The 26,896-nt window shown below is 60.6% G+C and carries 25 protein-coding genes; 7 read left to right on the forward strand and 18 right to left on the reverse strand.

Annotated elements, in window-relative coordinates; all coding sequences use genetic code 11:
• Positions 1–15: 15 nt before the first annotated feature.
• From pyrF to ORL50_RS24645, 10 genes are all read right to left on the reverse strand, one after another.
• The gene (gene pyrF / locus ORL50_RS24600; RefSeq protein WP_266018849.1) at positions 16–714 is read right to left on the reverse strand and encodes an orotidine-5'-phosphate decarboxylase; all 699 of its coding nucleotides are present in this window, start codon (positions 712–714) and stop codon (positions 16–18) included.
• 114 nt (positions 715–828) lie between these two features.
• Positions 829–1,881: an AI-2E family transporter gene (locus ORL50_RS24605; protein ID WP_266018850.1), complete on the reverse strand. Its 1,053-nt coding sequence runs from the start codon at positions 1,879–1,881 to the stop codon at positions 829–831.
• A gap of 60 nt (positions 1,882–1,941) precedes the next feature.
• Positions 1,942–2,760 carry a DUF4892 domain-containing protein gene (locus tag ORL50_RS24610; protein ID WP_266018852.1) on the reverse strand — a complete coding sequence of 273 codons (819 nt, stop codon included), beginning with the start codon at positions 2,758–2,760 and terminating at the stop codon, positions 1,942–1,944.
• 124 nt (positions 2,761–2,884) lie between these two features.
• Complete coding sequence (locus tag ORL50_RS24615) at positions 2,885–3,739, reverse strand: alpha/beta hydrolase (RefSeq protein WP_266018854.1); 855 nt, start codon at positions 3,737–3,739, stop codon at positions 2,885–2,887.
• On the reverse strand, positions 3,736–4,542 hold the full coding sequence (locus ORL50_RS24620; protein WP_266018856.1) for an alpha/beta fold hydrolase: 807 nt from the start codon (positions 4,540–4,542) through the stop codon (positions 3,736–3,738). The genes ORL50_RS24615 and ORL50_RS24620 overlap by 4 nt, the downstream gene beginning before the upstream one ends.
• Before the next feature lie 156 nt (positions 4,543–4,698).
• Positions 4,699–5,142, reverse strand: coding sequence for a hotdog fold thioesterase (locus ORL50_RS24625; protein WP_266018858.1), 444 nt, complete (start codon positions 5,140–5,142; stop codon positions 4,699–4,701).
• Between the two features lie 32 nt (positions 5,143–5,174).
• On the reverse strand, positions 5,175–6,842 hold the full coding sequence (locus ORL50_RS24630; RefSeq protein WP_266018859.1) for an AMP-binding protein: 1,668 nt from the start codon (positions 6,840–6,842) through the stop codon (positions 5,175–5,177).
• 92 nt (positions 6,843–6,934) lie between these two features.
• Entirely contained in the window at positions 6,935–7,387 is a 453-nt protein-coding gene (gene sixA, locus ORL50_RS24635) for a phosphohistidine phosphatase SixA (protein WP_266018860.1), read from the reverse strand.
• On the reverse strand, positions 7,384–7,731 hold the full coding sequence (locus tag ORL50_RS24640; protein ID WP_266018861.1) for a DUF4389 domain-containing protein: 348 nt from the start codon (positions 7,729–7,731) through the stop codon (positions 7,384–7,386). Before ORL50_RS24640 ends, sixA begins: the two co-directional genes overlap by 4 nt.
• A gap of 43 nt (positions 7,732–7,774) precedes the next feature.
• Positions 7,775–8,800 carry an NAD(P)H-dependent glycerol-3-phosphate dehydrogenase gene (locus ORL50_RS24645; protein WP_266018862.1) on the reverse strand — a complete coding sequence of 342 codons (1,026 nt, stop codon included), beginning with the start codon at positions 8,798–8,800 and terminating at the stop codon, positions 7,775–7,777.
• A gap of 194 nt (positions 8,801–8,994) precedes the next feature.
• On the opposite strand from ORL50_RS24645, the gene ORL50_RS24650 reads away from it, so the two are divergent.
• From ORL50_RS24650 to ORL50_RS24675, 6 genes are all read left to right on the forward strand, one after another.
• A complete protein-coding gene (locus ORL50_RS24650; RefSeq protein WP_266018863.1) occupies positions 8,995–11,118 on the forward strand; it encodes a TonB-dependent receptor plug domain-containing protein in 2,124 nt (707 codons plus the stop codon).
• A gap of 1 nt (position 11,119) precedes the next feature.
• Complete coding sequence (locus ORL50_RS24655; protein WP_266018864.1) at positions 11,120–12,052, forward strand: ABC transporter substrate-binding protein; 933 nt, start codon at positions 11,120–11,122, stop codon at positions 12,050–12,052.
• Positions 12,049–13,950 carry an ATP-binding protein gene (locus tag ORL50_RS24660; protein WP_266018865.1) on the forward strand — a complete coding sequence of 634 codons (1,902 nt, stop codon included), beginning with the start codon at positions 12,049–12,051 and terminating at the stop codon, positions 13,948–13,950. The genes ORL50_RS24655 and ORL50_RS24660 overlap by 4 nt, the downstream gene beginning before the upstream one ends.
• 248 nt (positions 13,951–14,198) lie before the next feature.
• Positions 14,199–14,714, forward strand: coding sequence for a 3-hydroxyacyl-[acyl-carrier-protein] dehydratase FabA (fabA, locus tag ORL50_RS24665; RefSeq protein WP_010211704.1), 516 nt, complete (start codon positions 14,199–14,201; stop codon positions 14,712–14,714).
• Positions 14,715–14,725: 11 nt separating this feature from the next.
• The gene (gene fabB / locus ORL50_RS24670; protein WP_266018867.1) at positions 14,726–15,946 is read left to right on the forward strand and encodes a beta-ketoacyl-ACP synthase I; all 1,221 of its coding nucleotides are present in this window, start codon (positions 14,726–14,728) and stop codon (positions 15,944–15,946) included.
• Between the two features lie 289 nt (positions 15,947–16,235).
• A complete protein-coding gene (locus ORL50_RS24675) occupies positions 16,236–16,433 on the forward strand; it encodes a hypothetical protein (RefSeq protein ID WP_266018868.1) in 198 nt (65 codons plus the stop codon).
• Between the two features lie 56 nt (positions 16,434–16,489).
• Here the strand turns inward: ORL50_RS24675 and ORL50_RS24680 are convergent, their stop codons facing one another.
• The 8 genes from ORL50_RS24680 to ORL50_RS24715 form a co-directional block, all read right to left on the reverse strand.
• The gene (locus ORL50_RS24680) at positions 16,490–17,440 is read right to left on the reverse strand and encodes a hypothetical protein (RefSeq protein WP_266018869.1); all 951 of its coding nucleotides are present in this window, start codon (positions 17,438–17,440) and stop codon (positions 16,490–16,492) included.
• Between the two features lie 228 nt (positions 17,441–17,668).
• The gene (locus tag ORL50_RS24685; protein ID WP_266018870.1) at positions 17,669–18,211 is read right to left on the reverse strand and encodes a DUF2058 domain-containing protein; all 543 of its coding nucleotides are present in this window, start codon (positions 18,209–18,211) and stop codon (positions 17,669–17,671) included.
• Positions 18,212–18,239: 28 nt separating this feature from the next.
• Positions 18,240–19,073, reverse strand: coding sequence for a nucleoside triphosphate pyrophosphohydrolase (gene mazG, locus ORL50_RS24690; protein WP_266018871.1), 834 nt, complete (start codon positions 19,071–19,073; stop codon positions 18,240–18,242).
• A gap of 123 nt (positions 19,074–19,196) precedes the next feature.
• On the reverse strand, positions 19,197–21,440 hold the full coding sequence (relA, locus tag ORL50_RS24695) for a GTP diphosphokinase (protein WP_266018872.1): 2,244 nt from the start codon (positions 21,438–21,440) through the stop codon (positions 19,197–19,199).
• Between the two features lie 74 nt (positions 21,441–21,514).
• A complete protein-coding gene (gene rlmD / locus ORL50_RS24700) occupies positions 21,515–22,915 on the reverse strand; it encodes a 23S rRNA (uracil(1939)-C(5))-methyltransferase RlmD (RefSeq protein ID WP_266018874.1) in 1,401 nt (466 codons plus the stop codon).
• Complete coding sequence (gene cysM, locus ORL50_RS24705) at positions 22,915–23,817, reverse strand: cysteine synthase CysM (RefSeq protein ID WP_266018875.1); 903 nt, start codon at positions 23,815–23,817, stop codon at positions 22,915–22,917. Before cysM ends, rlmD begins: the two co-directional genes overlap by 1 nt.
• Before the next feature lie 34 nt (positions 23,818–23,851).
• Positions 23,852–25,261, reverse strand: a complete 1,410-nt coding sequence (locus tag ORL50_RS24710) for a sensor histidine kinase (protein ID WP_266018876.1) — start codon at positions 25,259–25,261, stop codon at positions 23,852–23,854.
• Positions 25,248–25,970, reverse strand: a complete 723-nt coding sequence (locus ORL50_RS24715) for a response regulator transcription factor (protein ID WP_266018877.1) — start codon at positions 25,968–25,970, stop codon at positions 25,248–25,250. The genes ORL50_RS24710 and ORL50_RS24715 overlap by 14 nt, the downstream gene beginning before the upstream one ends.
• A gap of 215 nt (positions 25,971–26,185) precedes the next feature.
• Between ORL50_RS24715 and ORL50_RS24720 the strand changes: the two genes are divergently transcribed.
• Positions 26,186–26,896: HAMP domain-containing protein (locus ORL50_RS24720; protein WP_266018878.1), on the forward strand; the 711-nt coding region annotated here is incomplete at its 3' end.

A 26,896-nucleotide genomic window follows, 5' to 3' on the forward strand; every position in this document is an offset into this window, starting at 1 on the left:
CACAGACTCAGGCCATTACGCCAGCTCTGCCACCACCGCAGCCAGCGCCTTCGCCGGATCTGCCGCCTGACTGATCGGTCGACCGATAACCAGGTAATCCGAACCAGCATCCAGCGCCTGGCGCGGAGTCAGGATGCGACGTTGATCGTCCTGGGCGCTGCCCGCCGGACGAATACCAGGGGTCACCAGTTGCAACGAAGGATGTGCCGATTTCAGCGCCTGGGCTTCCAGCGCCGAGCACACCAGACCATCCATCCCGGCTTTCTGCGCCAATGCAGCCAGGCGCAGCACCTGCTCCTGCGGTTCGATGTCGAGACCGATACCGGCCAGATCCTCACGCTCCATGCTGGTCAGCACGGTTACGCCAATCAACAGCGGCTTGGGGCCTGTGCGCTGATCGAGCACTTCGCGGCAGGCTGCCATCATGCGCAGGCCTCCGGAGCAATGCACGTTGACCATCCACACACCCATTTCCGCTGCGGCTTTCACCGCCATTGCGGTGGTGTTGGGGATGTCATGGAACTTGAGGTCGAGGAAGACTTCGAAACCCTTGTCACGCAGGGTGCCGACAATTTCCGACGCGCAGCTGGTGAACAGCTCCTTGCCCACTTTGACCCGGCACAGGCTCGGGTCCAGTTGATCGGCCAGCTTCAGTGCGGCGTCACGGGTGGGGAAATCCAGGGCGACGATGATAGGAGTCTGGCAGACGGACATGGGCGGGCTCTCAGGCAGGACGAAATCGGCGCGCATTGTAGCGGAACCAGCGGCACTGCGGGACCCGATGATCGGTAAATCGTCCCGACTGATCAGGCAATACTAGCCCTTCCCTCAACGCCGGTCCTCAATACGCGCGTGACTCTTGCTCCAGTCAGTCAACAGGCTGTACGCCACGGCCAGCAAAGTCGGGCCGATGAACAAGCCAATGAAGCCAAACGCGATCAAGCCGCCAAATACGCCCAGCAACACAATCACCAGGGGCAGATTGCCGCCACGGCTGATCAGGTAAGGCTTGAGCACGTTGTCGACGCCACTGATGATGAACGTGCCCCAGATCCCGAGGAATACCGCCATCCCGTAGTCACCTTTCCATGCCAGCCAGGCCGTCGCCGGAATCCACACCAGCGGCGGGCCCATGGGAATCAGGCTGAGCAGGAACGTGACGATGCCCAGCACCAGAGCACCGGGAACGCCGGCAATCAGGAAACCGACCAGCGCCAGCACCGCCTGCGCCGCTGCCGTGCCGATCACGCCGTTCACTACACGCTGCACCGTTCCGGCCACGAGCTCGATGTAATAACCGGCGCGGTCGCCGATCAGGCGTTCGAGCAAGCCATGGACGAACGCCGCCAGGCGCGGCCCATCGCGATAGAAAAAGAATACGAAGACGATGCTCAAGGTCAGTTCGAGAATGCCGCCGCCAATCTGTGCACTGCGCGCCAGCAACCAGTTGCCAACCTGCCCCAGGTACGGCTTGACGGCTACCATCATTGCCGCGCCCTGCTGGTCGATGCTGTTCCAGATGCCTACCAGGCGCTCGCCAACCAGTGGAATGGAACCCAGCCAGGTAGGCGCCTCGGGAAGGCCGTCGACCTGCACATCCTTGATGAACGCCGTGGCATCGCGTACGTGATCGGCCAGGTTGAAACCCAGCCATACCAGCGGCACCGCCACCAGCAACATCCAGCCCAGGGTCAGCACGGCGGCGGCCAGGGATTCACGACCGTTGAGCCAGCGGGTCAGCAGGCGCATCAATGGCCAACTGGCAAACGCCAGTACTGCCCCCCAGAACAACGCCGACCAGAACGGCGCCATCACCCATAAGCTCGCGCCAAACAGCACCAGGAGCAGGATCTGCACCAACAGCCGATCATTGTTGATCATGTATGTCTCGTCGTCAGGAAAGAGTCGGCGAACGCGCACCCGGCGCTCGCCGGGTGCAGCTTATCGCAATAGCTCGACGTGCAGGCCAGAGCCTTCGTTGCCACCGGTTTCCATCCGTGCCGCACGCACGCCCTGCTTCACCAATGCCTGGCGCCAGGCTTCGGCGTTTGGCCCGGAGACACTGATGCGCAGGCCGGTATCCAGGTTCAAGGCGCGGGACAGCAGGCGCAACCAGGTATCGTCGGGAGCGGCGCTCAGTTTCGGGAAGTCGAGTTCACCGGTGCTCTTGAGCTGTCGCAACAACGTGGCGGAGGTGGGCAGCAATTCACCCAGGGGAGCCGAGGCTTCAAACTGCTCGGCATGCAGATAAGCCTTACGATTGCCTCGCGTAATGCTGTAGAGCGCCACCAGGGTGTTGTCCTGGGGTGCTGCCAGGCGCAACAGCAGATAGGCCTGCTGATCATCGGCGCCGTACAGCTTTGCGTTGCCAAACACTTCATTGGCCCACAGGCTGCTCTCGCCGCAGTCCCGCGCCTGGCACCAGAACAACAACTCGGCACCCTGTTTCTGCAAGGCCTCGCGAGCCGCCGTGAAGGCGTCCGTGGAAGAGTGTTCCGGTGGCAGTTCGTAGGTCACGGACGTGGTTTGCCCGCGCGCGGTGACCTGTCCGTCGAAGCGTAACTGCCCGCTGATCTTGCGGATCGACCCCAGCGGATAAATCCGTTCCATTTCCACGGCGGGACGATAGTCGACGATTTGCGAGTCGCCCATCCGCGGCAGAATCTGCAGGTCCTGGCTGCCGGGTATATCGGCAGCAAACGACTGGGCACTGAAGCAGCACAGCGCGATAAGACTGAGTGAGCGCGTGGAAAGACTCATCGGATCGGCATGCCCTGGGCACACTTGACCACCTGTTGGCCATTCGGGGTCGCAGCGGTGTAGAGATCTTTCATGGTTGTCTCCCATTTCAAGCCGCCCAGCCTCGACAGTTGCCCGGCGCAAGTCAAGGAACGGTGAAGAACCGATTGAAACAGTCTGCGACAAGATCCGCGCCGGCCTCGTCGTTCAGGTGTAAATGATGGCCACCTGGCAGTTGTTCCCGGCTGAAGGGTAGACGTTCCAGCAACTCCTCGTGCTTGGCGAGCATGCCGTCGGCCGCGACCACCAGTTTGGCCGGGCAACTGACCCGCTGCACAAAGGCCATCGCCTGTTCCGTGGTCAGGCGCAATGGCGAGGGCAAGGTCAGGCGGTTGTCAGTGCGCCACGTGTAACCGCCCGGCACCGGCATCAGCCCGCGCTGGGCCAGCAACTCGGCAGCCTCGCGACTGACCGCCACCAGGCCTTTCATGCGCGCTTCGATCGCTCGGTCGAGCGTGGCATACACCGGTTTGCGTTTCTCCCGCAGATCCAGTTGCGCCTGCAAGGCCATGCCCATCCGCTCCGCGGCGTTTTCCGCCTTGTCCGTCGGTGGAATGATGCCGTCGATCAGCGCCAGGTGCGTGACGCGCTCCGGCAGCGAGCCGGCGATGATCAATGAAGCAATCGCCCCCATCGAATGCCCCAGCAGGGCAAATCGCTGCAAGCCCAGTTGTTCGGCCACTTGCAGCACGTCATGGGCGTAGTCCCACATCGCGTAGCCGGCACCGCTGGGCCGATGCCCGGAGTGACCATGGCCAGCCATGTCCAGGGCGATGATGCGCAAGTTATGGAGCTTGGGCGCCAGTCGGGCAAAGCTGTTGGCGTTGTCCAGCCAGCCATGCAAGGCAATGACCGGCATGCCGTCCTCAGGCCCGAACAGGTGCGCCGCCAGTTCGATGTGTGGCAGGGTCAGGCGAACTTCTTCGACGGGGTGATTCATGCGCAGTCCTGCTGCTGACGACCTTGCCAACGGCTGAACAGGTTCTTCAGCAGCGTGGCAGTATCCTGTGGGCGTTCCAGCGGGAACATGTGGCCGCCCGGCATGGTCAGGGACTCACCCAGCGGCATGCGCCCCACTGCACTGGCGTGATAGCGCATGACCACCCGGCTGTTGTGCCCGCGAACCACCGCCAGCGGCACCTTCAACTGTCGTGTGCGGCCAGGACTGGTATGGGGTACGCCGCGGTAGATGCTGATTTCCGTGGCGGGATTGAAGCGCAATCTTAAAGTGTCGCCAACCTTGTGCAATCCGTGATGCAGGTAGGCGTCCAGGCACTCCGGATCGAAGCTGCGAAACAGGCTTTTGCCTGAAAAATAGCGACGAGCGCTGTCCAGGTCGGAGAATTCTTCGCGGCGGCCCAGGGTGCGACCGGCCGGTGTCAGGCGATCGATCAAACCAAAACGCTTGGCAGCGCGAATGACCCATTGATCAGCTCGGTTCAACACCGGCGAATCGAGCATGACCACCCCGCGATACAGCTCCGGACAGCGCAGCGCCGCGTGCAGGTGCAGCACCCCGCCGAACGAATGGCCGACGCCCCATACCGGTTCCGGTTGCTGTTGCAGATGGTGGATCAGCTCATCCACCAGGTTGTACCAATTGTCGTCGGCCGGAAAGCGCGGATCGTGGGCGTGCTGCTCCAGATGCGTCACCTGAAACTCAGGCGCCAGCGCCGCAAACAATTTGCCATAGGTGCCGGAGGGGAAACCGTTGGCGTGGGCGAAGAATATCTGTTGCGACATACCGGCAAATCCATGAGCGAGAACAGGCATTGATTGTCTGCAAGACAGTGCCCTGCGGCAATGACCGTAACTGACAGGAATGATGACAGTCCGGCCACGGCATGACCTTGTGGCAGCTGCCACGTTCGGCAGCGGCTACAAGGGTTGACTCGTGGTTTAACGCGCGGGCGGATTTTCGCCCAGCGGGACCACCGCCATGGTCAGGCGCGACACGCAGCTGGCCTTGCCCTCGTCACTGGTCAAGCGGATGTCCCAGACGTGGGTGGTGCGGCCGATGTGAATCGGCTTGGCCACCGCCGTCACCCGCCCACTACGCAGGCCGCGCAGGTGGTTGGCGTTGATTTCCAGGCCCACGCAGTAGAACTTGCTGGCGTCGATACACAGGTAACTGGCCATCGACCCCACGGACTCGGCCAGCACCACCGAGGCCCCACCGTGCAGCAGGCCATAGGGTTGGTGGGTACGCTGATCGATGACCATGCTCGCCGTCAGGGATTCGTCGTCGAAGGCTTCGAAACGAATATCCAGCACTTCACCGATGGTGTTTTTCTGGATGGCGTTCAACTGCTCAATGTTCGGGGTGGTGCGCCACAGGCTCATCGCTGACATCCTTTGTTGATTTTATTCGTCCCTCAATCCTGCCACAGCACGCTCTCGTTGCGCTCGCTCCATTCTTCGAACCGGGTACCGTAAGCGGCTTCTATCACGTTGCGCTTGATCTTCAGGGTGGGTGTGAGGAAACCGTTTTCCACCGCCCAGCTGTCCCTCACCACTATCAGGCGGCGCAAGCGTTCGTGTTTATCCAATGCGCCGTTGACCTCCTCCAGGAGTTTTTCCAGGCTCGCATGCAGGCCCGCGCGGCCGTGCCCCTGCGCATCCTGCTGGCCGACTGCGGACAGCACGCACAAGCCCAGTGGCGCGCTCAAGCCATCGCCCACCACGCACACCTGCTCGATCCGCGAGTGCACCGCCAGGCGATTCTCGATGGGTGCCGGGGCCACGTATTTGCCTTTGCTGGTCTTGAAGATTTCCTTCAAGCGGCCAGTCAGGCGCAGGTTGCCCTCGGCGTCTTCCTCACCTTTGTCGCCCGTGCGCAGGAAGCCATCGGCGGTGAGGGTATCAGCGGTTTTCTGCGGTTCCTTGAAGTAGCCGAGCATGGTCGCGCCACTGCGTACCAGCACTTCCCCGGAGGGTTCGATACGCACCTCGACATCGGGGCAAGGTTTGCCGATCCAGCCGGTTTTTTGTTGACCGGGCAGGCAGATGTGCGAGTAACCACAGCTTTCGGTCATGCCGTAGACCTCCAGCACGTCCAGCCCAAGCTTGCGGTACCACAGCAGTAAGGTCTGCGGCACCGGCGCTGCGCCGGATAACGCCACACGCAACTCATCCAGCCCAAGCCCGGCGAGCACCTTGTGCCCCACGCGCTTGCCGATGATCGGCAAGCCGAGCAGGAAATCCAGGCGCTTGGCCGGGATCTTGCTGTACACGCCCATCTGGAATTTGGTCCAGATTCTGGGCACGCCAAACAAGGCAGTGGGTCGTGCGCGCTGCAGATCAATCAGAAAAGTGTCGAGGCTCTCGGCAAAGAACACGGTTTGTCCGGTGTAAATCGAAGCAAGTTCGACGAACATCCGCTCCGCCACGTGACACAACGGCAGGTAGGACAGCAGGCGATCCGACTCGTTGAGGCCGAACAACTGCGTGCCACGGGTAGTGGCAAATCCCAGGTTGGCGAAACTGTGCATCACGCCCTTGGGCATGCCCGTAGTGCCGGAGGTATAGATGATGGTCGCCAGCTGGTCCGCAGCGGGCTTGGGATCGTCCTGAATCGGTGAGCTGGCTTGCAGGTCGGCCCAGCTGAAATCAAAGGTCCCCGGAGGATGCAAAGGCAGGCATATAGTCGGCAGGCCGCGGGGAACGCCCCGGGACATGCCTGGCCAGTCATCGAGTTTGCCGATGAAGGCCAGCGCCGCTTCCGAGTGCTCGAGCACCTGGTTGACGGATTCGGCAGTAAGATTAGGGTACAGCGGAACAGACACATGCCCGGCCATCCAGATCGCCAGGTCGGCGATGATCCAGTGCGCGCAGTTTTTCGAGATCAGGGCGATGTGACTGCCTTGGGGTAACGCTCGCGCGCGTAACCAGTGTGCGGCACAGCGTGCCTGATGGCCGACGTCGGCCCAGGTCAGTGTTTCGACCTGACCTCCACCCGTGGGTTGCACCAGATAGCGCTGGCGGGGGTGGCGGGCTTCACGCTCGTAGAAGACGTCCAGAGGCAATCGAAAAGCGCCAGACATGCGACTCGCTCCTTTTTATTGGTCTGGAGCAAGCGTAGTCAACCAAGCGGTTGCTTGGTTGACTATTTGCAGAGGCTGCGATCGCTAGGGAATCACGGATGCTTGATACTGTTGAGCTTCATCGCTCCCGCCAGCGGTAAATCGCCCTCCAGCTCGGCCAGTCCGGCGGTTCGCACGGCCTCAGGATCCTGCACATGACCATTCTGCAAGTACCCGAGCAGATTGCCCACCAGCGGGTTATGGCTGACCAGCAGCGCATAATCGACAGACACCAACTGCTCCGCTACGGCTTGCGGGCGGTAGTCGGGAGTGAGCCATTCGACAGTGCGAATCTCCGGTTTGAAATTTAGGGCTTCGCGCACAACTTCTGCCGTCTGCTGCGCACGCTTGAAGGGACTGGCGTAAATCGCCGTCAACGGCTGCCCCATCAGCTCGGCCGCACTGCGCAATACTTCTTCACGACCCTTATTGGTCAATTCCCGCTCGGAATCAGGTCGCGAACCGTGCGGCTCAGCTTCACCATGACGCAATACCCAGAGTTTCATAGCTTCGGTTCCTCATCTCGGGCCGGATGCGGGGCTGGCGGCACTGCGTGCGGCACTTCACCTTCAGGTGCGCGCGGCGTCGGCCAATCGGCGAACGGCCAAGGTTTCTGGTCGCTGTGGAAGCTGCCGAAACGACCGATCTGCGCCAGGAACTGGCTCAGGCTGTCGCCGAAATTCATCAGGCTGGCGCTCGGGGCGCCGTAGATCAAACGATAGATCAACTGAACCAGCACCACCGCGCCAAGAATGAATTGCGCCACTTGCCAGACCAGCACGTAAACGATCATCCACAGCACGCGCAGCAGAATGGACTCGTATTTGGCTTCTTCTTTCGGTTCGTTCATGTCTCGCTCCCTGACTCAGTAGATTGGACTTGTGCAGATAAATTCAGTTGAAACCGCTGGTGGAGATGAAGTCGACATCGGTTTTCGGTTCGCCACGCATCAGCAGCCCGATCACCTGCTCAAGCGTGCGCCCTTCGAACAGGATCGCGTGCAGTCCGGCGACCAGCGGCATATACACACCCACCTCCTGAGCCTTGGCCTTGAGCACCTTGAGGGTGTTTACGCCTTCGGCGACCTCACCCAGGCGCGTCACCGCATCTTCCAGGCTCAAGCCCTGCCCGAGAGCAAAACCCACTTGGTAATTTCGGCTTTTTGGCGAAGAACAGGTGACGATCAGGTCGCCAACGCCTGCCAACCCCAGGAAAGTCATCGGATTTGCACCCTGATTCACGGCAAAGCGAGTCATTTCCGCCAGGGCCCGGGTGATCAGCATGCTCTTGGTGTTTTCGCCCATACCCAGCGCTACCGCCATGCCGGCGATGATCGCGTAGACGTTCTTCAACGCCCCACCCAGCTCCACGCCGTAGCGGTCGGCGCTGGCGTAAACGCGGAAGGTACGACCATGCAAGGCCGCCTGCACACGCTGGCACAACTCCTCATCTTCACTGGCGACCACCGTGGCGGTGAGCGCGTGCTCGGCGATCTCCCGGGCCAGATTCGGCCCGGAGAGCACGCCAATGCGTGCTTGCGGGGCGATTTCCTCAAGGATCTCGCTCATCAATTTGAAGGTCTGGGCTTCGATGCCTTTGGTCAGGCTCACCAGCAGCTTGCCGCTCAGGCGTTCGGCGTGCGGCACCAGCACCGAGCGCAATGCGCTGGAGGGCAGTGCGACGAAGCACAGATCACAGGCATCCAACGTGGCCTGCAAGTCGGTGACCGGCTCCACGGCCGGCAGAATCTTGATGCCTTTAAGGTAACGCGGGTTCTCGCGATTGACCCGGATGGCCTCGGCCTGTTCCGGATCTCGCATCCACTGTCGGACCTGATGCCCGTTTTCAGCCAGGAGATTGGCCACGGCGGTACCAAAACTTCCGCCTCCCAGGACCGCGATTGGGCGCTGTTCAGTCATATGTAATCCGTTAATCCATACCAGTGGCGATGCCGGCATTATACGGAGCGTCCCGGTCGCGGCCAGCCCTCAAGTCAATAACCTGTCGCGCAGCAACATGCGGAATAAATCCTGGGGAATGCTGGCATCGTGCATGGAAAAGTCGCTTGGCTCAGTTAACATGCGCGCCCATTCACCACGATCAAGGATGTGTTGTGTCATTTGGCTCTACGTCATCGCGTTCGCCGCTGGTCCTGGCACTGATTTTCAGCTCGCCATTGCTGGCAGACGATCTGTTTCTCGACGGCGAGCCATTGCCGCAAGTCCTGACAGCGACTCGACTGAAGCAGTCGCCGGCGGCAGTGCCCGGCAGCATGACGGTGATCGACAGCCAACTGATCACCGCCAGTGGCGCCCGGGACATCAGCGAACTGCTGCGCCTGGTCCCGGGGATGATGGTCGGCTACATCAGCGGTAACCAGGCGGCGGTGAACTATCACGGCACCAGTGCCAGCGAGGCACGGCGCATGCAGGTGCTGATCGATGGTCGCTCAGTCTATCGCGCAGGCTTGTCCACGGTGGACTGGAGCGATATTCCGGTGCCCATGGACGACATTGAGCGCATCGAGGTGTTTCGCGGGCCAAACACCGTCAGCTACGGCGCGAATGCGCTAATGGCGGTGGTCAACATCATTACCCGCCGCCCGGCCGACAGCCATGGCACCCGCATGAAGATTGTCCGCGGCCAGCGCGGCATCAATGATTATTACGCCAGCCAAGGCATGGGCTGGGACGGCGGCGATCTGCGCCTATCGCTGTCCGGGTTGCAAGACGATGGTTTTGACTCCGATCGCAACGGTGCCAACTACCACGACAGCCGTCGCCTCAATCGCATCAACCTCGCCGTCAGCCAGACGCTTGACGAACGACAGAGCATTGACTGGCAACTCAATGCCAAAGACGGCAGCAACCAACGCCCGTACACCTACAGACCGGTGTTTTCGGGAATTACCGATGCTGGGGACGATTCCGACGTGGTTGCCAAGACCTACGCGGGGTCCCTGCGCTGGAACTTCGACATCGACCCCGATCACAGTCTGTATATCCAGGGCACGGCCCAGCACTGGGACCGCCAGCAGACCTGGCGCGCCTGCGATGCCGAAGTCTCGTTCAGCCCGGAACTGACTCGCCTGTGGCAGCTCAACCCCAACTACACCGAAAGGCTGGCGCGCAATATTGAGCGCTTTACCACCACCGGCGCGCCGCCGGGCCTGGCCACAGAGCGCGAACTCGGCAATCGGGTGCTGGAGCAATGGAACAACGGCGCCCGCCGAACCTTGTGCGGCGACATCGACCAGAGTACCCGGGAATCGCGCTTCGACCTGGAATTGCAGGACACCCTGAGCCTGTCCGACAACCTGCGCCTGGTCAGCGGCCTGAACTATCGTTACGACCGGGCCGATTCCGAGACCTACTTCAATGGCACCCTCGACGACACCACCTGGCGCACGTTCGGCCAGCTGGAGTGGCGCGCCACCGAGCACTGGTTGCTGCAGGGCGGCGCCATGTTCGAAGACACCCGGTTGATTGGCAGCTCCCTGACGCCGCGGCTGGCGGTCAACTACCTGATCAATCCGCGCCATGGCCTGCGGGCGGTGTACTCGGAAGCCATCCGCTCGCCGGACATGTTCGAGAACAACGTCGACTGGAGCTACCGGGTGACCAAACTGCATCCCAGCGCGTACGGGCAATCCAGTGCGCGGTATTTCGTCAGGACCCGCGGCCCCGGCGACCTCGAACAGGAGCACATGCGCTCCCGGGAACTCGGCTACAACGGCTATTTCATCGAGCTCGGGCTGGCGGTGGACGTGAAAGTGTTCCACGACGAAATCAGCGGGATGATCAGCGAGCCATTACGCAACAATCAATACATTGCCAGTAACTCCAACAAGGCGCGTTTCACCGGCGCCGAAACCCAGCTGGACTGGAACATCAATCACGCCGATCGCCTGCGCCTGACTTATGCCTACGTCGATGCGCACGGCAGTAACCCGGAGGACGAACTGCAAACTGCGCGCAACAGTGGCTCCGCTGGCTGGCTGCGGGATTGGGGACATGGCTGGAACAGCGCCCTGTTCTACTACGGCGACGATGCGCTCAACGGCTACCGCTTCGAACGTGTCGACAGCCGGATCGCCAAGCGCATCCACTGGGGCAAGGCCAGCCTGGAGCTGGCCGGTGTGCTGCAGCAGCGCCTGGACAATCAACCCACCACGTTCATCGACAATCAATATGACCAGCGCCGGGTGATGTACTTCAGTGCGGAGCTGGAGTTCTAGAATGCTGCGCCGTTTGTCAGGGAAGACGCCGACCATTGGCCGCCTGTTGGCCGGCTTGTGCCTGGCGATAGTCAGCCTGCTGAATCCGCCACGGCTAAGTGCGGCCGACATTCTGCTCACCGGCGTCGATGACAGCCCCGGCATGCGCGCCTTCACGGCGGCGCTGAGCGAGCGGCGCCCGGGCGACCGCGTGCGTTTCGAACCCCTGGCCAATCTGCCAGCACCGGGCCAACTGCCAGGCAACACCCGGCTGATCCTGCTCGACCCGGCGAGCCTCGACTGGCGCCTGCAAGACGCCCAGGGCCCGCCGACACTCGTGCTGCGCATCAGCCGCCTGCAGGCGCGGCAACGCCTGGGCGCAGCCCTGCCCCCGCACCTGAGTCTGCTGTGGAGCGATCCGCCACTTGATCGCCAGTTGCGCCTGATCCGCAGCCTGTTGCCCCAGGCCAGACGTATCGGCGTACTGTACGACCAGCACAGCGAATTTCTCCTCAAGGAACTGCGCCAGGCGGCTGCCCCGCTGCACCTGGAGATCGTCGCCGAACACTGGGACGACACCAACGACAGCCGCCCCCTGCAAAGCCTGCTGAAAAATAGCGATGTACTGCTGGGCCTCGACGACCCGGGCCTGTACAACCCCAAGACGGCAAAAAACCTGCTGATTAGCAGCTACGCGCGGCAAATGGCGCTGGTCGGCCCCAATGCCGCCTTCGTCAAGGCCGGCAGCCTTGCCAGTACCTACAGCGACCAGGACGACTGGCTAACAGTTCTCGACCGGTTGCTCGATCGTTCGCCAGTCACCTGGCCGCGTACACACTACCCCTACTTGTTCAAAGTCCTGAATAACCCGCAGGTTGCTCGTTCATTAGGTATTGAACAGATCGATGAAGCATCTGTCGCAACACAGTTGGCCGAAGGAGTAAGCCGCCCGTGACCTTCCATCGTCGTTGGGACATCAACACCCGCACGCAAATGATCAGCCTCGGCCCTGCCCTGTTGCTGACGCTGCTGTTGATCAGCTTTTTTACCTTCGTGCGTATCCAGGACTTGCGTCAGGAGCTCAATCACACCGGCCAGCTGATTGCCAACCAACTGGCGCCCGCCGCTGAGTACGGGGTCATCTCGGGCAACAATGAGGTACTCGAAGGCTTGCTCAAGGCTACCCTGGCCACGCCCAACGTGCGCTTCCTCGAAGTCCAGGACAGCGCCAACCGCATCTTGGTGTATGTCGAGCAACCTTCGGAAACCCACAATCGTTCACAACAGGTCGAAGTGTTCCAGGCGCCTGTACGCCTGCAACGGATCGCGCTGAACAATGATTTTTTCCAGAACAGCCGGGTCGCCAACTTTGCCCCCACCGAGGATTACCTGGGCCGGGTCATCGTTGGCCTGTCGAATGACTCGTTTAACCAGCGCCAGCAGGAAATCCTGCTCAAGGCGGCAATCCTGGCGTTGTTCGCGCTGCTGTTTACCTTCCTGATCGCCCGGCGCCTGGCGGGCAGCCTGTCGCAACCGATCCGCGACATCGGCAATGCGGTCAAGGCCATCCAGGACGGTGATTACAAGACGCCCCTGCCCATTGTCGACGACACTGAACTGGGCGCGCTGTCCCAGCACATCAACAACCTCGCCAGCGGCCTTGAACAAGCCAGCCGTGAACAGCACCAGGCGATGGAGCAGTTGATCCAGACCCGCGAGGAAGCGGAGAAGGCCAACAACGCTAAATCCGACTTCCTGGCGATGATGAGCCACGAACTGCGGACCCCGATGAATGGGGTGCTGGGCATGCTGCAGCTGCTGGAAACCACCGAGATGACCGACGAACAGGTCGAGTACGCAGCGCTTGCCTCGGAGTCCACCGAACACCTGCTCAAGGTGATCAACGACATCCTCGACTTCTCGCGAATCGAGCGTTCTGCGCTGGAGCTTGAGCACATTCCGTTCAGCCTCGTGGACCTGATCAGCAGTTGCGCCCAGGCCTTCCAGCACAGCGCAGTGCAGCGCGGGCTCGAGTTGTCGCTGGCGATTCCCGAGGACATGAAGTCGCTACAGGTTCAAGGCGACCCCACGCGCATCCGCCAGATCCTGGTGAACCTGATCGGTAATGCGTTGAAGTTTACTGAGCACGGTCGCGTCAGCATCGAAGCGCAATGGCAGTCGCTGGACCATGAGCTGCTGTGGTTCACCTGCACGGTTCGCGACAGCGGCATCGGCATTTCGGCCGAAAGCCTGGAGTTGATGTTCAACGCGTTCCAGCAAGCCGACAGCTCCATTTCCAGACGCTACGGCGGCACCGGGCTCGGCCTGCCGATTGCCCGCACCCTGGCCGAACGCATGGGCGGCACCTTGCGCGCCAAGAGTGAAGAAGGCCTGGGCTCGGTGTTCACCCTGGAAATCCCACTGGCGCTGTATAAACAAACGCTGCCGGTGATCGAGCCGCGCATGGCGGCCAACCTCGGGGACGGTCGTGGCCGCAACGTACTGTTGGTGGAGGACAACCCGGTCAATCAGACCGTCATCGAGGCAATGTTGCGCAGTCTGGGCTTTACTGTCAGCGTCGCCGTCGATGGTGCCCAGGCGGTACGCAGTGCCGAAAGCCTGGTGTTCGAGGCCATCCTGATGGATTGCCGGCTGCCGATCATGGACGGTTATGAGGCCACCCGGGAGATCCGCAAACTGCCGGGCTGCAATGACTTGCCGATCATCGCCCTGACCGCCAATGCCTTGCAGGGTGACCGCGAAGCCTGTTTAACCGCGGGAATGAACGATTACCTGGCCAAGCCCTTCAAACGCAATGACCTACAGCAAATTCTGCAACGTTGGGTGCAGTAGTGCAGGCCTTTCGACCATCTGCGACTGGCGTGAAAGGCGAAAGTGCGGCAGTCTTAGGCACCCGAACAGGCCCGAAAAGGGGCTTGAAAAATAATTTCAGTGCACAAGTGTACTTTCATGTCCTTGGTGCTGTGACTTTCACCACAACGCAATAGTCTATGAGTAGGCTGCTGACTCGAGGCATTAAACGCTTCGATCGGCCGGGAAGATTTGCCCCACCTGCCGCATCGGATTATTGAGGAGCTCGCATGACCAAACAAAACGCCTTTACTCGGGAAGACCTGCTGCGCTGCAGTCGCGGTGAGCTGTTCGGCCCAGGTAACGCGCAACTGCCCGCCCCCAACATGCTGATGGTAGATCGCATCACCCACATCAGCGAAGAGGGTGGCAAGTACGGCAAGGGTGAATTGGTCGCCGAGCTGGATATCACTCCGGACCTGTGGTTCTTCGCCTGTCACTTCGAAGGTGACCCGGTGATGCCAGGCTGCCTGGGCCTTGACGCCATGTGGCAACTGGTCGGCTTCTTCCTTGGCTGGCAAGGCCTTCCGGGCCGCGGTCGCGCCCTGGGTTCGGGCGAAGTGAAGTTCTTTGGTCAGGTCCTGCCGACCGCGAAGAAAGTTACGTATAACATTCAGATCAAGCGTGTGCTCAAAGGCAAGCTGAACCTGGCCATCGCCGATGGTTCGGTCAGCGTCGACGGCCGCGAGATCTACACCGCCGAAGGCCTCCGGGTCGGCGTTTTTACCTCCACTGACAACTTCTAAGGGTTATCCGCATGCGCCGCGTCGTTATCACTGGTCTGGGCATCGTTTCGTGCCTGGGCAATGACAAAGAGACCGTCTCCGCTAACCTGCGTGCAAGTCGCCCTGGTATCCGGTTCAACCCGGAATATGCCGAAATGGGTCTGCGTAGCCAGGTTTCCGGCTCCATTGACCTTCCTCTCGAAGAACTGATCGATCGCAAGATCTATCGCTTCGTTGGCCACGCGGCGGCCTACGCCTACCTGGCCATGAAAGACGCCATCGCTGACTCCGGTCTGACCGATGAGCAGGTCTCCAACCCGCGTACCGGCCTGATCGCCGGTTCCGGTGGCGCCTCCACGCTGAACCAGATGGAAGCGCTGGACATCCTGCGCGAGAAAGGCGTGAAACGCGTTGGCCCATACCGTGTCACCCGGACCATGAGCAGCACTGTTTCCGCTTGCCTGGCCACGCCGTTCAAGATCAAGGGCCTGAACTACTCCATCGCTTCTGCCTGCGCCACCAGTGCTCACTGCATCGGTACCGCCATGGAACAGATCCAGATGGGCAAGCAGGACATCGTGTTCGCTGGCGGCGGCGAAGAAGAACACTGGAGCCAGTCGTTCCTGTTCGACGCCATGGGCGCGCTGTCCAGCCAGTACAACGAAACTCCGGACAAGGCTTCCCGTGCCTACGACGCCAAGCGTGACGGTTTTGTCATCGCTGGCGGTGGCGGCATGGTCGTGGTTGAAGAGCTGGAACACGCCCTGGCCCGCGGCGCTAAGATCTACGCGGAAATCGTTGGCTACGGCGCGACTTCCGACGGCTACGACATGGTCGCTCCAAGCGGCGAAGGCGCCATCCGCTGCATGCAGATGGCCATGTCCACCGTTGACGCACCAATCGACTACCTGAACACCCACGGCACTTCGACTCCAGTCGGCGACGTCATGGAAATGAAAGGTGTGCGTGAAGTATTCGGCGACAAGGCTCCGGCCATCAGCTCTACCAAGAGCTTGTCGGGTCACTCCCTGGGCGCCGCCGGCGTTCACGAAGCGATCTACTGCATGCTGATGATGGAAGGCAACTTCATGGCGGGCTCCGCCAACATCGACGAACTGGATCCGGAAGTGGCAGACATGCCAATCCTGACCAAGACTCGCGAAGACGCCACCATCAATACCGTGATGAGCAACAGCTTCGGTTTCGGTGGCACCAATGCCACGCTGGTACTGAAGCGCTGGTCGGGCAAGTAATACGCCCCACCTCTGCTGCGCCACAATAAAAACGCCCCGACTGGTTCGGGGCGTTTTTTTTGGTTTGAGCGCCAACTTTGCGGTGTAGGAAATGGGTTCCAACATGAAGCTTTTGTCATGAAACCTAACTCCCTGCGACCGAATGTCGCGGATTTAAAGGGCTGCAGAACTGTTCCGATTTTCACAATAAACCGTTCGTAAATCTGCCTATTTACTTAGCCTGCTATCCAAACTTATAACGGAGACCTGCACATGCCTTGGTGCAGGTAACTGAAATTGGAGCAAGCAGATGACTGTGAAAGTAACTGAACGCGACGATTCACACATGTCCCATGAAGGTGTAGCCGCCGGCATTCGTATCTGGGACGTACACCAGCAGGACCTGTTGGTTGGCATGTTCCATTGCGAATCCGACGCCCAGAGCTACAAGGCCGAACTGGAAAAGCTGGAACAGAACGCGCAAACCTCGATAGCTGAGCCGGCGTAATCGCGAATGCCTGCCCAGCCACGAACTGCGGCAGGCAGCCTCATCGAAACAGACAGTCAGTCGAGTTCGATTAAAGCCAGATGCAAGGTGTCCTCGATGATCATGGAAGGCAACACCTGGGTAATCGAGCCGGCCTCTACTCGCGCGAATTCGCAGCGGCCCTTCCCCATTCCGTCGTTTCTAACGGCGACCTGCACGCTTGATGGATAACTCTTACCTTTACGGAAGGCCATTCCGCAGGCGATCAGGAAATCGATATTCGAACCGATCGCGCGCAGCTCTTGGTCACGCTCCCCTTCCTGCAGAACAGCATAATCGAGACACAGATTGAGGCTGAACGTGCAGCCCGGAATCAGGGAATTGGAAAAAGCCGGATTATAACTGGCTGCCAGATTTTGCTCTGCGACCACCGAGCTGAGATCCTTGACCTTGATAATCATGTCTTCGGAGATCTGAAAATACCAATAACCGGCTTCACTGTTAATACATGGACCAAAATCAATACTAGACACATGACGTTTGGGCCACATTGACAACTCTGGAAGACCCTCTTTGCGGAAGTTGAAGTTGTTTACCGAAAGTAGATAATTGATCACATCAAAGTGTCCGTCCTGCCCTTCACCTACCTTGACCAAGGTGGCGCAAGTTCCGGCCAGCAGTATTATTTTTCCGTGACTCTCGACTCGTGCCCAACTCATCAAGCGCTCCATGGATTCTGGCATTCTGTCCATGCAGGCCCAGCCGAGTTCCAAAAGCTCCTGCTCACTGCGCACGCTATTCCAAGGTACATTCCAGAAGAACTCAGGCAAGGTGAAGAACAGGCAACTGCTTTGCCCAAAATGCTGCTGCGCGGCCTGAACGGCTGTTTCAAGCCTGTCGCTGACGAACTGGACCCGCCGATCAAGCTCCTGGCTGGCATAGGCAGTCATGGACTGCCCCGGCTTGCGAGGCCAGGAAAACTCGGAATGGAAAGTGGGTTGTTGCAGAGAAGCGATAGTCACAAACATGAAGAACCTCGATTAATTAAATTAATGGTTCTTCACTCCGACGAAATATCAGACACTTCAATTATTCAAACTTCAAAATGCAAACACGCCAAACTTAATTGAAATACTTATTACGCACAAAAGAAGAAGAGCCCGAGAAAGCGTACTTACACACTCGCCCGGGCTCAACTAGATTTTTCATTGGAAGTAATTGCGCATGTGTAGCGCCAGGTACTTCAACTTATTCAATTACCACATCAGATCATCAGGAATCTGATAGGCCGCGTACGGATCGTCCTCAGCCGCCGCTTCTTCAGTCTGCACGTTTAGCTGCACGATGCGCTGTGGATCGCGCTCCTGGATCTTCAGGGCCGCTTCACGGGGGATCACTTCATAGCCACCGGCATGGTGCACGATCGCTAAAGAGCCATTGCTGAGCTTGTTGCGCATCAAGGTGTTGACGCTAAGCCGCTTGACCTTCTTGTCATCGACAAAGTTGTAGTAGTCCTCAGTCGTCAACTTCGGCAGTCGCGAAGCTTCGATCAATTGCTTGACCTGGGCCGCACGCGCCTTGGCTTCGGCTTTTTCCTGCTGCAGGCGGTTCAACTCCTGGTCGCGCTTGACCTTCTCAGCCTTGGCTTCCTGAGCCGCCCTCTGCTGCGAGTCATCCAGTTCGATCTGGCCTTTATGGGCCAGGCGTTGCTGCTTCTGCTTTTCTTTGCCGACCTGTTTGGCCTGCTTCTGGTTGACCAGCCCTGCTTTGAGCAACTGGTCGCGAAGGGAAATGCTCATGGTGCTTAATACTCACTTAGGCAACTGCTCAACCGCAGCTGGGCATATTCTTTTCCTGGCGTTTGGCTTCGCCCCACAAGGCGTCCAACTCTTCGAGGGTGCAATCTTCCATGGGACGGTAGGTGTCGCGCAATGCCTGTTCGATAAATCGGAAGCGTCGCTCGAACTTGCCGTTGGCGCCGCGCAGCGCGGTTTCCGGATCAACCTTGAGATGACGCGCCAGATTGACCACGGAAAACAGCAGGTCGCCGACCTCGTCGGCCACCGCAACAGCATCGTTGTCAGCCATGGCCTGGAGCACTTCATCAAGTTCTTCGCGAACCTTGTCCAGCACCGGCAATGCGTCGGGCCAATCAAAACCGACTTGCGCTGCGCGTTTCTGCAATTTGGCCGAACGGGACAACGCCGGCAAAGCGGTGGGCACGTCATCGAGCAATGACAGCTGCAGCGGCGCCGAGGACTTCTCGGCTCGCTCTTCGGCCTTGATCTCTTCCCAGCGCTGCTTGACCTGTTCCTCGCTCAAGCGCGGGACATCCAACGGCGCGTACAGATCGCCAGTGGGAAACACGTGGGGATGACGGCGAATCAGCTTGCGGGTGATGCTGTCGATGACGCCGGCAAATTCAAAGCGCCCTTCTTCCCGCGCCAGCTGGCTGTAGTAAACCACCTGGAACAATAAATCCCCCAGCTCACCCTGCAAGTGATCGAAATCACCCTGCTCAATGGCGTCGGCCACTTCGTAGGCCTCTTCCAACGTGTGCGCAACGATGCTGGCGTAGGTTTGCTTGATATCCCACGGGCAACCAAACTGCGGGTCGCGCAGGCGGTTCATCAGGTGCAGCAGATCTTCAAGCTTATACATTACTCATCTCACTCAACGAACCTGTGGGAGCAAAGCTTGCTCGCGATGGCGGAGTAAACCGTCATCGCGAGCAAGCTTTGCTCCCACAGGGTTTGCTCCCCAGGTATCAGCACAACGCCAGCATCAAGGCGTACGGTTACGCCGTGTTTCGATGATGTTCGGCAACTGGGAAATCCGCCCCAGCAACCGACCCAGTGCATCCAGCCCCGGAATCTCGATGGTCAGGGACATCAGCGCAGTGTTGTCCTCCTTGTTCGAGCGGGTGTTGACCGCCAGCACGTTGATCCGCTCGTTGAGCAGCACCTGGGACACATCACGCAGCAAACCGGAACGGTCGTAGGCGCGGATGATGATATCCACCGGATACGTGAGCACCGGCACCGGGCCCCAGCTGACTTGGATGATACGCTCCGGCTCGCGCCCGCTCAGCTGCAGCACTGAGGCACAATCCTGGCGGTGAATGCTGACACCGCGGCCCTGGGTGATGTAACCGACGATGGCATCGCCCGGCAACGGCTGGCAGCAGCCGGCCATCTGAGTCATGAGGTTGCCGACACCCTGGATCTGGATATCGCCGCGCTTGCCCGGCTTGTAGCCGGTGGCCTTGCGTGGAATCAGCTCCAGCTGCTCGTTGCCGCGCTCCGGCTCGACCAGTTGCTGGGCCAGGTTGACCAACTGCGCCAGGCGCAGGTCGCCAGCACCCAGGGCGGCGTACATGTCCTCGGCAGTCTTCATGTTGGCCTTGTCGGCCAGCTTGTCGAAATCCACCGCCGGCAGACCGAGGCGATTAAGTTCACGCTCGAGCAAGGTTTTGCCGGCCGCGACGTTCTGGTCGCGTGCCTGCAATTTGAACCAGTGGACGATCTTCGCCCGCGCCCGCGAGGTGGTCACGTAACCCAGGTTCGGGTTCAGCCAGTCGCGGCTCGGCGTGCCGTGCTTGCTGGTGATGATCTCGACCTGTTCACCCGTCTGCAGGCTGTAGTTGAGCGGTACGATGCGCCCGTTGATCTTGGCACCACGGCAGTTGTGGCCGATCTCGGTGTGCACGCGATAAGCAAAGTCCAGCGGCGTCGCGCCTTTGGGCAAGTCGATGGCGTGACCGTCGGGGGTAAAGATGTAGACCCGATCCGGTTCGATATCGACGCGCAGCTGTTCCGCGAGCCCGCCAATGTCACCGAGTTCTTCATGCCACTCGAGCACCTGCCGCAGCCAGGAGATTTTCTCTTCGTAGTGGTTTGAGCCGGACTTGACGTCGGTGCCCTTGTAGCGCCAGTGGGCGCAAACCCCCAGCTCGGCTTCCTCGTGCATCGAGTGAGTGCGAATCTGCACTTCCAGCACCTTGCCCTCGGGGCCTATCACTGCGGTGTGCAGCGAGCGGTAGCCGTTTTCCTTGGGGTTGGCGATGTAGTCGTCGAACTCTTTCGGGATGTGCCGCCACAGAGTGTGCACGATGCCCAGCGCGGTGTAGCAGTCGCGCATTTCCGGCACCAGCACTCGAACCGCACGCACGTCGTAGATCTGGCTGAACTCCAGGCCTTTGCGCTGCATTTTGCGCCAGATCGAATAGATGTGTTTGGCCCGGCCGCTGATGTCGGCATCGACGCCCGTCGCCTGCAGTTCGACCTTGAGCTGGCTCATCACGTCGGCGATGAACCGCTCGCGATCCAGCCGCCGCTCGTGCAGCAACTTGGCGATCTGCTTGTACTGATCCGGCTCCAGGTAACGGAAGGACAAGTCCTCCAGCTCCCACTTGATATGGCCGATGCCCAGGCGGTGAGCCAGCGGCGCATAGATGTCGAACACCTCGCGGGCGACCCGGTTGCGCTTTTCGTCGTCTGCGGTTTTTACCGCACGGATCGCGCAGGTGCGCTCGGCGAGCTTGATCAGCGCCACTCGGACGTCATCGACCATCGCCACGAGCATCTTGCGCAGGTTTTCCACCTGGCCCTGCGTGCCCAGCACCAGGGATTGACGGGGGCTCAGGCTGGCGCTGATCGCGGCCATGCGCAGCACGCCGTCGATCAGCTTGGCGACCACCGGCCCGAAGCGCTGGCTGACCGCCGGCAGTTCGATCTGGCCTTCGCGCACGCCGCGGTACAGAACCGCCGCCACCAGCGAATCCTGATCGAGCTTGAGGTCGGCGAGGATCTCGGCGATCTCAAGGCCGGTGCGAAAACTCGAGGTGCCTTCGGACCACAGGTTCTTCGCCGCATTGGCCTGTTGCTCAGACGTGCGGGCGAACTCGCACGCTTCCTTCAAGGCTTCGCGATCCAGTGCCAGATCGACACTGACCGCGTGATCGAGCCAAGCCTCGAGATTGATACTGCCGTCGGTGTTGATCGGCTGGTGTGCTCTCACCTGTACCATCTTGCTTACCTTCCCTACGACGCAGATTCAATGCGTCAAATCGCTGACCTTTATTGCCGGATGCGCTCGCGGGGCTAATTCGAGCGCTTTACGGGCGGGTCAGTCGGACCAGACGAGCCGTCCTGGCTCGCTTCAAATAACGCCATGGCCTCGACATGTGCCGTCTGAGGAAACATATCGAGAATCCCGGCACGTTTTAACCGGTAGCCCTGCTTGATCAATTCGACCGTGTCGCGCGCCAGCGTTGCCGGGTTGCACGACACATACACCAAGCGCTCGGCGCCCAGCGCCTTGAGCTTGCGCACGACCTCGTAGGCACCGTCACGCGGTGGGTCCAAGAGTACCGCACAAAAGCCTTCGACTGCCCACTTGGCATCAGTCAAAGGCTGGGATAAATCGGCCTGAAAAAACTGAGTGTTATGCAGATTGTTGCAAGCTGCGTTGGCGGCTGCACGCTCGACCATGGCCTGCACACCTTCCACCGCCACCACTTCGCGTACGACCTTGGCCAATGGCAGGGCAAAGTTGCCCAGGCCGCAGAACAGATCAAGTACCCGATCATCCGGCTGCGGTTTCAGCCAATCCAGCGCCTGGGCGACCATGGCTTCATTGACCCCGGCATTCACCTGGACAAAATCGCCTGGGCGGTAGGCCAGTTCCAGGTCCCAGCGCTCCAGGCGATAACCTAGCGATTGCTCCGCGTTGACCGGGTGCGGTTCGCCCTCCCCCTGCAGCCACAACTGGGCGCCATGGAAAGCGCAGAATTCTTCGAGGATGGACATATCAGCTTCGGACAACGGCGCCATGTGCCGCAGCAGGACCGCCAGCGAAGACCCACTGAACAGTTCCACATGTCCCAGCGCCTGAGGTTTGCTCAAGCGCCGGAGCATTTCCGGCAAACGCGTCATGATCGGTTGCAAGGGCTGTACCAGCACCGGGCACTCGCTGATTGCGACGATGTCCTGGCTGCCGGCAGCACGGAAACCGACTTCGAGTTTCTTCGCTTTCATGTCCCAACGCACCGCCACTCGGGCGCGACGGCGGTAACCGAACTCCGGACCGCTCAACGGCGCTGCCCACTCCTGAGGTTCGACACCGGCGACCTTGGATAATTGCTCGGCGAGCATGCGTTGTTTCAGCGCAAGTTGTTCATCGTGAGGCAGGTGTTGCACGCTGCAGCCACCACATCGGCCGAAGTGCGGGCATGGCGCCGGACGACGCAGTTCACTGGCCTGGAAGACCCGTTCGGTACGTGCCTCCACTACTTTGCCGTGGGTGCCCAATACCCGTGCTTCAATTTCCTCTCCCGCCAGCGCGCCCAGGACAAACCAGGTGCGACCTTCGAAAAACGCAATGCCACGGCCGTCGTTAGCCAGGCGCTCGATGGTCAGGCGCTGTTTCTTGCCGGTCGGGATCTGTGGTGCCTTGCTGCCGCCTGTTGGCTGGAAGCGCAGGCCTCTCTCGTGCTTGGCCATCAGTTGGGCGCGTCGAAAATGCCGGTCGACAGATAACGGTCGCCACGGTCGCAGATGATCGCGACGATCACCGCGTTTTCAACTTCCCTGGACAGGCGCAGCATCGCTGCCACCGCACCGCCCGAGGACACGCCGCAGAAGATGCCTTCTTCGCGAGCCAGACGACGGGTCACGTCCTCGGCTTCGGCTTGCGCCATGTCGACGATGCGATCCACGCGATCAGCCTGGTAGATCTTCGGCAGGTATTCCTGCGGCCAGCGGCGGATGCCCGGAATGGCCGAGCCTTCCATGGGTTGCAGGCCGACGATCTGCACGCTGTCACTCTGCTCTTTCAAGTAGCGTGAAACGCCCATGATGGTGCCGGTGGTGCCCATGGAGCTGACAAAATGGGTAATGGTCCCTTGGGTTTGGCGCCAGATTTCCGGGCCGGTGGTGGTGTAGTGCGCTTCAGGATTGTCGCCGTTGGCGAACTGATCCAGCACCTTGCCACGGCCTTCGGCCTCCATGCGCTGGGCGAGATCGCGCGCGCCTTCCATGCCTTCTTCCTGGGTCACCAGGATGAGTTCGGCACCATAGGCGGTCATCGCGGCCTTGCGTTCGGCACTGGAGTTGTCCGGCATGATCAGGATCATTTTGTAACCCTTGATCGCGGCGGCCATGGCCAGCGCAATCCCGGTGTTACCCGAAGTCGCTTCGATCAGCGTATCGCCAGGCTGAATCTGCCCGCGCAATTCGGCACGGGTGATCATCGACAGCGCAGGCCGGTCCTTGACCGAACCCGCCGGGTTGTTCCCTTCAAGCTTGAGCAAGAGGGTATTGCTGGTGGCGCCAGGCAGGCGCTGCAAACGAACCAGCGGGGTGTTGCCGACGCAATCGGCGATGGTTGGGTACTGCAATGTCATGGCGTATTCGCAATCCAGACTGCGGGGGCGCCCATCATACCGGCAAACCCGCCAAGGCCATATCACGCAAAGTGCGGTGCTTATGGCTTATGGGAATAAGCGCCACCAACCGCATATTCAAGCGCAAACCAGTCCCGGTATTCTGCGCCCAGATACTCCCGCCCTGGCGCTGCACCGCATTGCGCGCAATGCTCAGGCCCAGGCCGAATCCGCCGTTGCCCGGGCGGGAGCCGTCGAGCCGGGTGAACGGCGAAAAGATCCGCTCCAGATCGGCTTCCGCCACTCCGCCCCCCTGATCCTCCAGCCACAGATGCCAGAAGTTGCCGTCACGCCGACCGCCCAAGGTGACTAACCCGCCCTGGGGCGAATGGCGAATGGCATTGCGCAGGATATTTTCTACCGCCTGGGCCAGGGTGTTGAGATTGCCGCGCACCCAGCAGGACGCATCCACGGTGCACACCAACTGCTCGCTAGGCCAGCAACTCTCATAACAGGCGTTTTCCGTGAGCATCTCCCACAGCGCCTGGATCTGGATCGCTTCATCGGGCAACGGCGCCCGCTCGGTGTCGAGCCAGGCCAGTTGCAGGGTGTCTTCGACCAGCCGCTGCATGCCATCGACTTCCCGACCGATGCGATCGCGCAATTGCGCCAGATCCTGCTCGCTGTCACTGGCCACCCGCAGGCGACTTAGCGGAGTGCGCAATTCGTGGGAAAGATCGCGCAGCAGTTGTTGCTGCAAGGCCACGGTACCCTGCAAACGTTCGGACATGTGATCGAAGGCGCGGCCCAGCTCCCTCAGTTCATCCTGGCGGTTGATGGTGCGGCTCGACAGCCGCACACCCAGTTGATCGGCACGCCAGGCATTGGCCTGTTCGCGCAGGTTATTCAGCGGTACGACCAGCAGGCGATACAACCCGACGCATAGCAGCAGAGTAAAGAGACCGGGGATGACCCCGTTGGTGATGACTCGCCAGAACAGCCGATACTGGCCAGGCACAAATCGCTGGGGCAGTTCGATCACCAGGCTGCCGGCGGACGAGTCGCCAGGAAAAGGCACCCGCAGCCATGGCAGGCCTTTCTTGTGAATGGGCCAGTCGAGCCCGCGCAGAAAGGTCAGGTGCTGGATCTCCTGATCCGTCAGCTCCTGGCTGCTCAAGGACTGCAGGTCACCACTGATGACGCCGACCCAACCCGCTTCGCGCTGGCGCATGCCCTGCAACCAGCTGTCGACGCCGGCCTGCTGGCCTTGCTGCCAAGCGCGCTCGGCCTCGGCAGCGTAGCGCGACAAGGTGCCCCTGGCGTCATCGGAGAGGAACTGATTGCGCTCTTCCATGTATCGGCCCCAGGACCAGCTCAGCCAGATCATTAGCAGGCAGAACGCCACCAGTAAAAAGGCCAGCTTCCAGAACAGCGAATGCCGCCCCGGCACGTCAGACCATTTCATCAGCGGCACTCAGTACGTAGCCTTTGCCCCAGACGGTACGCACTTCGCGCTCCAGATAGTCGATAGCCTTGAGCTTGCGGCGAATCTGGCTGATGTGCATGTCCAGGCTGCGGTCGTGGGCTGCATAACCGCGTTGCAGGACTTGCTGATAAAGGAAGGCCTTGCTCAACACTTCGTCGCCGTTGCGGTTCAGGGTTTCCAGCAGGCGGTACTCGCTGCGGGTCAGCCCTGCGGCCCGGTCCCGGTAGAACACATCAAAACAGCCGTCGTCGAAACGCAGGCAGTCGGTCAATGGCGCGGGGGCGACCGGGGCCGGCCGACGGTCGAGTGCCACCCGGCGCAATATCGCCTCGATACGCACCCGCAACTCCGCCATGCTGAACGGCTTGGGCAGGTAGTCATCCGCCCCTAGGCGAAAGCCGCTAATGCGATCGGCCTCTGCCCCAAGCGCCGACATCAGCAGCACCGGGGTCGAATGGCTCTCGCGCAACTGGGTCAGCGCCTTGAGCCCATCCAGGCCCGGCAGCAGAATATCCATCAGGACCACGTCGAAGCGTTGCTCGCGCGCCAGGTCCAGCCCTTCCTGGCCATTTTGGCACCAGGTCACCTGGAACCCGCTGCGCCCGAGATGCTCGTGCACATAGGCACCGAGTACGAGGTCGTCTTCGATGGAGAGGATGCGCGGGTGATCGCTAGAGATGGGAGTCATGAGTATCTGCAAATAATTCTCAGTTGATTGATTATTCAAGATTGCCACGCCTGGGGCAACCCAAGGTTCACCCTGGACCGGAATCGGCTGGAGAGGCCGACGAATGACCGGGACAATTTTTCGCGGATTGGCCGCGAGCAAATCGCTACACTGCGCAGGTGGCGCGTACCGGACGTAAGCGCAGGTCATTCTATCGCTGGATGCAGGAGAGATGCGTGCTCAAGAAACTGGGAATCAAAGGCCGCGTATTGCTGCTGACGCTGTTGCCCACCAGCCTGATGGCACTGGTGCTGGGCGGCTACTTCACCTGGATGCAGCAGTCCGACCTGCAGACCCAGCTGATGCAGCGCGGCGAAATGATCGCCGAGCAGCTGGCGCCACTGGTCGCCCCCGCGATGGGTCACCACAACAATGAGCTGCTGGAGCGCATCGCCACCCAGTCGCTGGAGCAACAGGACGTGCGTGCAGTCTCCTTCCTCGCTCCCGACCGCACGCCGCTGGCCCATGCCGGCCCGACCATGCTCAATCAAGCGCCCCAGGGCGACGGCTCGCAACTGCTGCGGCGCAGCGGCAATGACGCCACGCGTTACCTGCTGCCGGTATTCGGCAAGCACCGCAACCTGGCTGGCGACCTGATTCCCGACGAGGCTGAGCGACTGCTCGGCTGGGTCGAACTTGAACTGTCCCACAACGGGATGTTGCTGCGCGGTTATCGCAGCCTGTTTGCCAGCTTGCTGCTGATCGCTGCGGGCCTGGCCGGCGCGGCGCTGCTGGCCTTGCGCATGGGGCGCACGATCAACCGCCCTATCGGCCAGATCAAGCAGGCCGTGGCGCAACTCAAGGACGGGCACCTCGAAACCCGCCTGCCACCGCTTGGCAGCCAGGAGTTGGACGAACTGGCGTCGGGCATCAACCGCATGGCCGGG

The sequence above is a fragment of the Pseudomonas sp. RIT-562 genome (genome assembly GCF_026241895.1).
In the GTDB taxonomy this organism is placed as follows: Bacteria; Pseudomonadota; Gammaproteobacteria; order Pseudomonadales; family Pseudomonadaceae; genus Aquipseudomonas; species Aquipseudomonas mandelii_F.

What these genes read in the sequence shown, in the direction of transcription:
- pyrF (WP_266018849.1), bottom strand. Translation starts at nt 714, where the DNA reads ATGTCCGTCTGCCAGACTCCTATCATCGTCGCCCTGGATTTCCCCACC.
- ORL50_RS24605 (WP_266018850.1), bottom strand. Translation starts at nt 1,881, where the DNA reads ATGATCAACAATGATCGGCTGTTGGTGCAGATCCTGCTCCTGGTGCTG.
- ORL50_RS24610 (WP_266018852.1), bottom strand. Translation starts at nt 2,760, where the DNA reads ATGAGTCTTTCCACGCGCTCACTCAGTCTTATCGCGCTGTGCTGCTTC.
- ORL50_RS24615 (WP_266018854.1), bottom strand. Translation starts at nt 3,739, where the DNA reads ATGAATCACCCCGTCGAAGAAGTTCGCCTGACCCTGCCACACATCGAA.
- ORL50_RS24620 (WP_266018856.1), bottom strand. Translation starts at nt 4,542, where the DNA reads ATGTCGCAACAGATATTCTTCGCCCACGCCAACGGTTTCCCCTCCGGC.
- ORL50_RS24625 (WP_266018858.1), bottom strand. Translation starts at nt 5,142, where the DNA reads ATGAGCCTGTGGCGCACCACCCCGAACATTGAGCAGTTGAACGCCATC.
- ORL50_RS24630 (WP_266018859.1), bottom strand. Translation starts at nt 6,842, where the DNA reads ATGTCTGGCGCTTTTCGATTGCCTCTGGACGTCTTCTACGAGCGTGAA.
- sixA (WP_266018860.1), bottom strand. Translation starts at nt 7,387, where the DNA reads ATGAAACTCTGGGTATTGCGTCATGGTGAAGCTGAGCCGCACGGTTCG.
- ORL50_RS24640 (WP_266018861.1), bottom strand. Translation starts at nt 7,731, where the DNA reads ATGAACGAACCGAAAGAAGAAGCCAAATACGAGTCCATTCTGCTGCGC.
- ORL50_RS24645 (WP_266018862.1), bottom strand. Translation starts at nt 8,800, where the DNA reads ATGACTGAACAGCGCCCAATCGCGGTCCTGGGAGGCGGAAGTTTTGGT.
- ORL50_RS24655 (WP_266018864.1), top strand. Translation starts at nt 11,120, where the DNA reads ATGCTGCGCCGTTTGTCAGGGAAGACGCCGACCATTGGCCGCCTGTTG.
- fabA (WP_010211704.1), top strand. Translation starts at nt 14,199, where the DNA reads ATGACCAAACAAAACGCCTTTACTCGGGAAGACCTGCTGCGCTGCAGT.
- fabB (WP_266018867.1), top strand. Translation starts at nt 14,726, where the DNA reads ATGCGCCGCGTCGTTATCACTGGTCTGGGCATCGTTTCGTGCCTGGGC.
- ORL50_RS24675 (WP_266018868.1), top strand. Translation starts at nt 16,236, where the DNA reads ATGACTGTGAAAGTAACTGAACGCGACGATTCACACATGTCCCATGAA.
- ORL50_RS24680 (WP_266018869.1), bottom strand. Translation starts at nt 17,440, where the DNA reads ATGTTTGTGACTATCGCTTCTCTGCAACAACCCACTTTCCATTCCGAG.
- ORL50_RS24685 (WP_266018870.1), bottom strand. Translation starts at nt 18,211, where the DNA reads ATGAGCATTTCCCTTCGCGACCAGTTGCTCAAAGCAGGGCTGGTCAAC.
- mazG (WP_266018871.1), bottom strand. Translation starts at nt 19,073, where the DNA reads ATGTATAAGCTTGAAGATCTGCTGCACCTGATGAACCGCCTGCGCGAC.
- relA (WP_266018872.1), bottom strand. Translation starts at nt 21,440, where the DNA reads ATGGTACAGGTGAGAGCACACCAGCCGATCAACACCGACGGCAGTATC.
- rlmD (WP_266018874.1), bottom strand. Translation starts at nt 22,915, where the DNA reads ATGGCCAAGCACGAGAGAGGCCTGCGCTTCCAGCCAACAGGCGGCAGC.
- cysM (WP_266018875.1), bottom strand. Translation starts at nt 23,817, where the DNA reads ATGACATTGCAGTACCCAACCATCGCCGATTGCGTCGGCAACACCCCG.
- ORL50_RS24710 (WP_266018876.1), bottom strand. Translation starts at nt 25,261, where the DNA reads ATGAAATGGTCTGACGTGCCGGGGCGGCATTCGCTGTTCTGGAAGCTG.
- ORL50_RS24715 (WP_266018877.1), bottom strand. Translation starts at nt 25,970, where the DNA reads ATGACTCCCATCTCTAGCGATCACCCGCGCATCCTCTCCATCGAAGAC.